Source organism: Prevotella sp. MGM2 (assembly GCF_002933955.1).
In the GTDB taxonomy this organism is placed as follows: Bacteria; Bacteroidota; Bacteroidia; order Bacteroidales; family Bacteroidaceae; genus Alloprevotella.
This window is the reverse complement of the sequence record NZ_BEWW01000198.1, coordinates 1-8,551: the sequence shown is the minus strand read 5'-3', so window position 1 is coordinate 8,551 and position 8,551 is coordinate 1. Positions and strand designations below refer to the sequence as shown.

At 49.0% G+C, this 8,551-nt stretch carries 7 protein-coding genes; 2 read left to right on the top strand and 5 right to left on the bottom strand.

What is annotated here, in order from left to right:
- Positions 1-311: 311 nt before the first annotated feature.
- Together C5S62_RS04905 and C5S62_RS13555 are read left to right on the top strand one after the other, a co-directional pair.
- Positions 312-2,306 (top strand): GDSL-type esterase/lipase family protein, encoded by a 1,995-nt coding sequence (locus C5S62_RS04905; protein WP_104404305.1) that lies wholly within the window; start codon positions 312-314, stop codon positions 2,304-2,306.
- Between the two features lie 73 nt (positions 2,307-2,379).
- Complete coding sequence (locus C5S62_RS13555) at positions 2,380-2,529, top strand: hypothetical protein (protein WP_223301143.1); 150 nt, start codon at positions 2,380-2,382, stop codon at positions 2,527-2,529.
- 875 nt (positions 2,530-3,404) lie between these two features.
- Here the strand turns inward: C5S62_RS13555 and trmB are convergent.
- From trmB to mnmA, 5 genes are all read right to left on the bottom strand, one after another.
- Entirely contained in the window at positions 3,405-4,181 is a 777-nt protein-coding gene (gene trmB, locus C5S62_RS04890) for a tRNA (guanosine(46)-N7)-methyltransferase TrmB (RefSeq protein ID WP_104404302.1), read from the bottom strand.
- Positions 4,168-4,371, bottom strand: coding sequence for an exodeoxyribonuclease VII small subunit (xseB, locus tag C5S62_RS04885; protein ID WP_223301142.1), 204 nt, complete (start codon positions 4,369-4,371; stop codon positions 4,168-4,170). The genes trmB and xseB overlap by 14 nt, the downstream gene beginning before the upstream one ends.
- Positions 4,372-4,441: 70 nt before the next feature.
- Positions 4,442-5,731, bottom strand: a complete 1,290-nt coding sequence (gene xseA / locus C5S62_RS04880; RefSeq protein ID WP_104404301.1) for an exodeoxyribonuclease VII large subunit — start codon at positions 5,729-5,731, stop codon at positions 4,442-4,444.
- 118 nt (positions 5,732-5,849) lie between these two features.
- The gene (locus C5S62_RS04875; protein ID WP_223301141.1) at positions 5,850-7,274 is read right to left on the bottom strand and encodes a S8 family serine peptidase; all 1,425 of its coding nucleotides are present in this window, start codon (positions 7,272-7,274) and stop codon (positions 5,850-5,852) included.
- A 42-nt stretch (positions 7,275-7,316) separates the two neighbouring features.
- The gene (mnmA, locus tag C5S62_RS04870) at positions 7,317-8,498 is read right to left on the bottom strand and encodes a tRNA 2-thiouridine(34) synthase MnmA (RefSeq protein ID WP_371411185.1); all 1,182 of its coding nucleotides are present in this window, start codon (positions 8,496-8,498) and stop codon (positions 7,317-7,319) included.
- Positions 8,499-8,551: the final 53 nt, after the last annotated feature.

The following is an 8,551-nucleotide window of genomic DNA, read 5'->3' as shown; positions in this document are numbered from 1 at the left end:
GAAATTCCCCGTATTGCAGTTTAAAATCCAAGTATTCGTGTTGAAAATCCGATACGGACTTTTTTTCTTTCCCTGCTTCAAACCTATATTTTAATATCCCGAAACGTTACGGAAGGTTAAATATGTTAAAGTCTGGTGATGATTTATTGACAAAAAAAGGACTGGCTGATGATTTTATTGAAAAGAATGGATCAAAAAATCCTGAGGACATGACTTGTCAATAATTAAAATTCTATCTTTGCGGTGCATTCCTCTGGTTTGTAAATCCTTAAAACTATAAGTTTTCTTTTCTCTTAAATATCTTTGTCCTTATGAAATGCAGACGGATCATATTTTTAGCTTTTACCCTGTTTGGATTAGGCACGGCATTGGCCGATGCTCCTTTCCGCAATCATCGTTATGATGCCTTTAAAGTGTTGAAACTAAATTCCGATAACATTGTGTTCATCGGCAACAGTATCACCAATATGCATGAGTGGTGGGAGGCTTTTGGTGATACGCGAATTGTCAATCGCGGAGTTTCCGGAGCGGTAAGCGATGAGGTGGTGGCCAATCTTGAGTCGATGATAACCGGAAAACCCGGCAAAGTCTTTCTCATGATTGGTACAAACGATCTGGGTACGGCTGGCATTAACAATGCGGCACATGTGGCCGCGAATACCCGCATTATTGTGAAACGCATTAGAAAGGAGTCTCCTTCCACCCAGATTTATGTGCAAAGTATTCTGCCCAGTGCCAGGCGTGATCTGGAACAGCAAATACAGACCAATGATTCGTTGCGTGCCATCTGTAAAGCGGAGGGGGCTACTTACATTGATCTTTGGGATGCCCTCTACAGTGTGTCTCAGAACAATGAGCATTCGCTTGATTACTTACATCTCTGTGCTTCGGGGTATCATATCTGGTGTAAGGCCATTGCAGAGCATATAGGGACCGACTGCACTTATCCCGAAAACGGTGTGAATCAGACCGGGGGAATCGGCGGCTCCAACGGTATGCGCACCAGTACCTTCGGTTTTGCTCCTGTGAGGGCTGACGATATTCTGCTTATAGGCGACGAGATGGTCAGTAGTGGCGAATGGCACGAACTGTTGGGCAGCGGCCGCGTGAAGAACAGGGGGACGGGCTGGGGATGGCCCGGACTGGGCATTGCCGATGTGACGAAACAGATACCCGTTATTCTGAAAGGACGCCCCGACAATGTGGCTCCAGAGAGGATATTCCTTTATGTCGGTACGGCCGATGTCAACGGAACGGCAGATATTGCCACACTCAAGGAAAGGTATGAGGCGCTTGTCCGCAAGGTGAAGGAACTGGCTCCCCATACGCCTGTTTTCATTCAGGCCTTGCTGCCTATGAACGATGCCACGAAGAACGCCACGCGCGTGGAACCTTTTAATAATGCGCTCAAGGCCATTGCCGATGCAAATACCGAGGTGACCTATGTGGACATTTACACGCCCCTGCTCAACGGGAATGTGGCCAATACGGCTTATTTCATTGGCAATTATCTCGATGGGAAAGGCTACGTCGAAGTGGCCCGGATCCTTGCCGGCTACATGGGCGGCGGCGTGAAAGCTGTTACGCGCGAAGAGGCCGATGAACGTTATGATCTTCTCACTGCACGCAATAATTTCGGCGCCAATCTAGGAACGGTCATCAATATGCAGACAGGCCACGGCATAGGGCAAATTCCGGCCGGAAGCATGCGCCGGCTTTTCAAAGCCTGCGAGAAGGGATACGCTCTATTAGCCGATGAAACTCTCACCGTTAAAGAACTGAACCGTGCCGGTGCCGCTTTCAGCAAGCAGAAACTCTCAGTCCTTGAAAATATCAACCGTCCGCGCATGAGCGAGGCCGGCAAAGAATATTGGTATAAGCTTTATACGCCTAACCGCAACAACCGTTATATGACTTCCAACGGTGCCGGCTGCGGGGTTACAGGCAATGAAATTCCGGGATATGCCAGTATCTGGAAGTTCCAGAGCCGTCCTGACGGTACATGCGATATCATCAATCGTGCAGACGGTTCCTACCTCAACCCTGCCGCAGTCTATAACACTCAGGTAAAGACCTCGTCAGAAACGCCTCAGAGGGGCTGGACGCTCAGTTATGCCAATGCGCCGGGTACCTTTATCATTTCAAGCGGGAATGTGCAATTGAACCAGACAGCAGCGGCCTCACACAACAATGCTGTGTTTAATTGGAGTACAGGACAAACTGGAGCAGATCGTGATGATATCGGTTGTCAATACACTATTGCTGACGTCAGCGACACTGTCACCATCCATAAAAGGAATCAATGACCGGACTGTAGGCTTTATGCTGAGCGATGGCAATCACGGTATTGTTTTTTTAAACTTTCATGTCTGCGTGGAAATGGAAGGTGTCTATACCCGCATCGATCATCTCCCAGTAGCTACCAGCGGTGGTCTTGACACACAGACTTATCATCTTTCTGGCCGGCAGATCACTCCTTTGGAGTGTAATGTGTATATCCGCAACAGTCGTAAATTTATTCAGCGTTGATTCCTTTCTTTTAAAAGGAGTACTGTAATTTGGAATGCTTAAGTTTTCAAGATACCTCGAAAGTGATATATGTACTTTAATTGTCCGGCAAGTATTGATCTAATACGGGTAATATTTTCCGGAAAGGAGCAAAAAATACGCAGAAAGATTTGAAGAGCGGGACTTCCTATAAGAAAGTCCCGCTTTATTGTTACACAAACTGATACCGGATTTCTAAAGAATACGCAATGCGGTAAATGGGGGGGCAAAACTTATAGAAATACTCAATGAAGCCTGTGTGCGTGATATAGTTGTCATTCTCAGAGCCTCTGTTCATATTGGTAGGATTACTGGAATAAAGGCTAAAATGGGATATACCGTATCCTATGGTGAAAATACAACAGTTGAATTGAAAATTTATACCAGATTTCACATCTCATCTTAACCATTTTGCGTGTTTGCTTCCCCCAGAACTGAGAGAAAGGATTATCCCTGACTCTGTATAGATATGAAAACGGCATCTTTACTTTTCCAATTGATTAGTGTGGTAGAACGCAAGACAATAGCAGGATCAAAATTAAATCTTGCCGCATAACAATGCTCGGATGCCCATTCATCCTTGCCCCAAGCTCCCCTCTGCTTTATTTCACCGGCCATTCCAAGGGCGGCTCTGGTTTCCACATGTTGAAGTGGGAAATACGAATGTCTGAAATCCCAAACATACCCATCATTGTTAAGTCCGACTATCATTCCACCGTCCCAGTGAGAAAAAACTTTTTCAGACTTATTTGACTGGGCGTAAGATATTAAACAAATGTAATGACAGAGTGATGCCAAACGCCAAAGCGCGGTATATCCACCTCATCTAACAAAATTTGTTGTTTCGTTGTATAACCTCATTTGGCCCGTTCGAGCCCTGAACGCTTGGAACGGTTGTAACTGCGGTAGTCATCGAGTTCAATTTCCACATCCGGTTCAAATAAATCTCCTGTTTGGGGTAATCGGAATTTGACGTATTTAATTGTCAGACCACGGGCTATCCATTGTTGCTCATAGTAGGTTTGAATGGATAGGATATTTTGGACTTCTGTGTCTTCGTTGACTTTAAGTGTATGATAAAGGTCGTCAGTATGAAAGTCAAGCGGCAATGCGTTTTCTGCTGCCATCAGGTTGGTATAGGTGAAGAGGAAATTGCTGTCAGTCTTCACATGTATGATGCCGCCGTCATGTAGGAAATGCCTGTAGCGCTTCAGAAAGTAGGTAGACGTGAGACGTTTGGTCACCTTCTTCATTTGCGGATCGGAGAATGTTAGCCATATTTCGGCCACTTCGTTTTTGGCGAAAAAACGGTCGATGAATTCTATATGTGTGCGCAGAAAACCGATGTTTGTCAGCCCTTCTTTCAGCGCTTCGGTTGCTCCTGTCCACATACGCGCTCCTTTGATATCCACACCAATAAAATTTTTGTCCGGAAAGAGGCGTGCCAGTCCTACGGCATATTCGCCTCGTCCACAGCCCAATTCAAGGACGATGGGGTTCGTATTGTGGAAAAAATCTTCATGCCAACGGCCTTTCAGGGAGAAAGGAGTGGGGTCAACGGCTACTCCGGGAGCCTCTATAACCAAAGGGTTGGCTGCCATTTCGGCAAATTTGGCGAGTTTATTCTTGCTCATGGTCAAGTATTTTCTTTACGTCTGTTTCAACTTTTGTAAGTTTTTTCTGGCAAAACAGCAACAGCATTTGGGCTTCACGTATCTGCTCGCTGAGATGGTCCAGTTCAAGTGTGTTTTGCTCAAAACCTGCAACAATCGTTTCAAGGCGGTGCACCGCCTGCTCATAGGTGAGATCTTTAGGTATTTTCATGGAATATGTTTTTTGCTTCATAGAGATGTCTGTTGTTGTGGCTCTGTGTAAATAAACGATATCACTGTTCTTATTCGGCTACACTGGTTACTTCGCCTTCATACAGACATGTGACAAGGCAATCTCCCTTTTTAATAACTCCGGCATTGCGTACCACCTTGCCGTTCTTAAGAGTTATACTGAATCCCATTTTCAGGATACGCTCCGGACCGGCCATCGTCAGACTGCGTTCGAGAAGTTCCTGTCGATGATGTTCCTGCACAAAGCGGTTCTCCACATTCCTGCGTAAACGCTGCGGCAATTCCTCGAGTTGCCGGCGTACATTTGACAAGCGACGTGTCAGGCATATTTCCAATTGCGCGGCCAAGCGAGCCAGTTGTCGGTGTTGTTTGCCGGCATATTGTGTGGCGGCCAACCGGAACCGGCCTGTTTGCCGGCTCAAATCTCGCCGTTCCGCTTCAAGGCGTTGTAAAACGGCTGACTGTAAGCATGTTTCCAAATGCAACAGGGAATCCGACTCCTTTCGGCGCATTTCGATGAGATAGGCCGCTACGGCCGTGGGTGTTTTCAGACGGGTATGCGCCACACTGTCTATCACTGTGTCATCTCGCTCATGTCCAATTCCGGTCATGACAGGCAAGGGAAACTGTGCCACATTGGCTGCCAGTTCGTAGGTGTCGAAACCGTTAAGGTCACTTACGGCTCCTCCTCCGCGTATGATAACAACAGCGTCCCATTGTTCCCGTTGCGCTACTATCGCATTGAGAGCGGCAATAATGCTACTCTCAACAAGGTCACCTTGCATCGTTGCGGCAAAGAGGCAGGTAGTGAAGGCATAACCCGATTGGTTCAACTGGTTGGTAAAGTCGCCATATCCGGCAGCCGTCTCGCTTGATATGACAGCAATGCGCGATAACAGACGAGGCAGCCGGAGCTCCTTGTTCAGATTCAAAACCCCGTCAGCTTCCAGTTTTTCCAATATTTCTTTGCGTCGTCGCGCCACATCCCCCAGCGTATAGGTGGGGTCTATGTCGACAATATTGAGGGAGTAACCGTAAAGTTCATGAAAAGTCACTTCTACCTCTACGAGTACTTTCAGTCCCGGCGTAAGGCGATGACCTGTCATGTGCTCAAAGTGTGCGGCCAACAGGGTATATTGCTGTCGCCAGATGTTGCCGCGCGCTTTGGCCACGAGAGCGTTGCTGCGTGCGTCTTTCTCGACAAATTCCACATAGCAGTGGCCGTTGGCTGCCGTGCGTACTTCGCTGAGTTCCGCCGCCAGCCAAAAACGGGTGGGCAGTGACATTTCAAGCGTTTCGCGCACAAGCCCGTTGAGTTCGCGCAGTGAGAGAGGTTTCAAAAGTAAGTTTCGTTAATGCTATGTTTATTATATTAAGGTGCGGCCGTGCCGGAAAGGGTGATGGTTTTACAGTCGAAGCCAACGCTGCTGCATTTCTCACCTGTCGCCGATTATGTCGTTATTTTTTCTTCAAAGCCTGATAGGCCTTCCAAAGATTAGGAACACCGTACCCGTATACGTTGTCTGGATGGGCGGCATTGTCGCCGGCCTGTTGCACGGCACGGATTATTTCTTCCGGACGTGCTTCGGGGCAGGCTTGCAGCAAACAGGCCACTCCGCCGCAAAGTATCGGCGTGGAGAAGGAGGTTCCGTTCGCTACGGTAATGCTGCCTGTTTCATCGAGCATCCAGGCTGTCTGTCCTAGAGCCATAACATCAGGTTTGATGCGACCGTCAGCCGTGTTGCCCAAAGATGAAAAATTCGCGTTTTTCAAATCAGGAGTGAGTGCCCCCACGGTTATGATGTCATGTGCGTCGGCTGGAAATCCGATTTTTTTCCACGGGTCGTTACCGCTGTTGCCGGCACTGTTGAGTACCAGAATTCCACGGCTTGCCGCCAGAGAGGCCGCACGGCTGTTCACTGCAGTACGTCCGTCCAGTTCATGATATTTGTGGGATGTTGCGGCATCATCGAAGTTATAATAGCCGAGCGAACTTGTGAGAATGTCCACTCCCAGACTGTCTGCGTATTCAAGCGCCGCGCACCAGTTGTCTTCTTCCACCAGACTTTCGCCGTCATTGTCCTCGCTCTGCAGAAGATAGAATGAGGCACGTGGCGCTGTGCCTACGAGGGCATTGGGCATGTCGGCGGCTATGCAGGAGAGCACCATTGTTCCGTGCGATTGAGCATCATATACGCTGGCCGTGCCGTTTCCTACAAAGTTTTTCGTGCCCAGGATGTTGCAGTTTCTGAGTCCGGCAAGGCAGTCGGCGTTGAGGAATCCTCCGTCCACTACGGCGATTGTGATGTCTTCGCCGCGGAAACCGGCCTGATGGAGACTGTCTACGCCCAACATGCTGACTTGCTGCAAGGCATGGCCATAGTATCCGTCAATGGTGTCGCGTGAGTTGAACACCATCTTCCGGCGGTCTACTTTCGGCCGCACGAGCAGGCTGTCGCCGCTTTCCCAAACTTTTACCACGTTGCTTACGAATTTCAGTTTGGGCAGGAGGTGGATTAGCGCTGTGTCGGCCGTTTCCACCACTGCGGTGTTGTTCCATTTACTCACGTGGAGCACCTTCATGTCCTTGCTGCGGAGATATTCCAGATAAATGGGGGTGACGGGCAAGTCGTATTGGTCCACTTTTATGCCATACTTTTTACGGCGGGCCAATGCTTTTTCAGAAAGGAACTCCTGAGGCCGTTTGAGAGAATAGAAACTGTCTTTCTTGTCGGTGAAATACACACGATAACGATACGTCTTGGGGATTTTGACATACTTCTCGGCCGTTTCAGAAGCATTGTCAGCTGTGTCGGCCGTTTGTGCCGGTGCGGCGAGGGCCATGCTGAGGCTAAGGAATGAGAAAATTAATTTTTTCAACATGTTTTTGTAAGAACTTATAGGATTGTATCATTTTTAATAATGTCAGAGATAAAGACCAATGCCTTTTTGCGAAGCGATGACCGCGCCGCCTACCAGCCGCTGTCCTACATAAAAAACAGCACTCTGACCGGGAGTTACGGCACTCACGGCCTCTTTGGTTCTCACCAGCAGGCGGCCATTGTCCATGCGCTCCACACGGCAAGGCACAGGGCGGCTATGGTAGCGGATGCGCACTGCCAGTTCCGGACAGTCATAGAATTCGGCCTCGCTCACCGGCAGAAGATCTTCTGCAAAGAAAGCCTTTGTCTGCAAATCCTCTTCCGTGCCGAGAACGATGGTGTTCTTTCCGGCATTGAGGCGTACCACATAAGCCGGCCGGCCCAGTGCAATACCGAGTCCTTTGCGCTGCCCAACGGTGTAGAAAGGAACTCCTCGGTGCGTACCCAGCCTCCGGCCGGTGCTGTCGACGTAGCAGCCACCGGCCACTTCGTTTTCCAGTCCGGGACATTGGGCGTTTAGAAAATCGCGGTAGTCCCCCTCCACAAAGCACACCTCCATTGACTCCGACTGCCGTGCGCGAACGGCAAAGCCCTTCTCGTCGAGATAGCGGCGTACCTGCGGTTTCTCCATATCGCCCAGCGGGAAGATACAACGTTTCAAAGTTTCCTGCGGCACCCGCCATAGGAAATAGGATTGGTCCTTGCGCGCGTCATCGCCCATTAACAGATAGGTGCGGCCGTTGTGGCATTCCGTCTTCACGTAATGCCCTGTAGCCATGAAATGACAGTCAAGGCGGTCAGCCCATTCATGTAGCAGCCGGAATTTAAAGTCGCGGTTACAGTGTACACAGGGATTGGGCGTGCGGCCGTTCCTGTACTCATCAGTGAAATAGCGTACGATATTTTCGCGGAACTCTTCCCGCACATCAACCACAATATGCTCCATCTCCAGTCGCGCCGCCAGTTCACGGGCACTTTCAATGAAGTCCGGTTCGGTGTGTCCATCGGTAAACTGCCGCGGAAGATCCCATACGCGCATCGTCATACCAATGACCTCATAGCCACGGTCGCGAAGCAGTAGACATACGGCGGAACTGTCCACTCCGCCCGACATGGCTACTAATACTTTTTTCTTGTTCATCGTTTGCAAAGTTACGGTAAACAGTTGAAATGATGAAATGGCGCCTTGCTTTTTAACGGCATCTCCGGCGCCAAGCTGTACCATCTCCTATTTTAACATTATTTGCTTTCGGCCGGAAAATGTTGTATCTTTGTGAT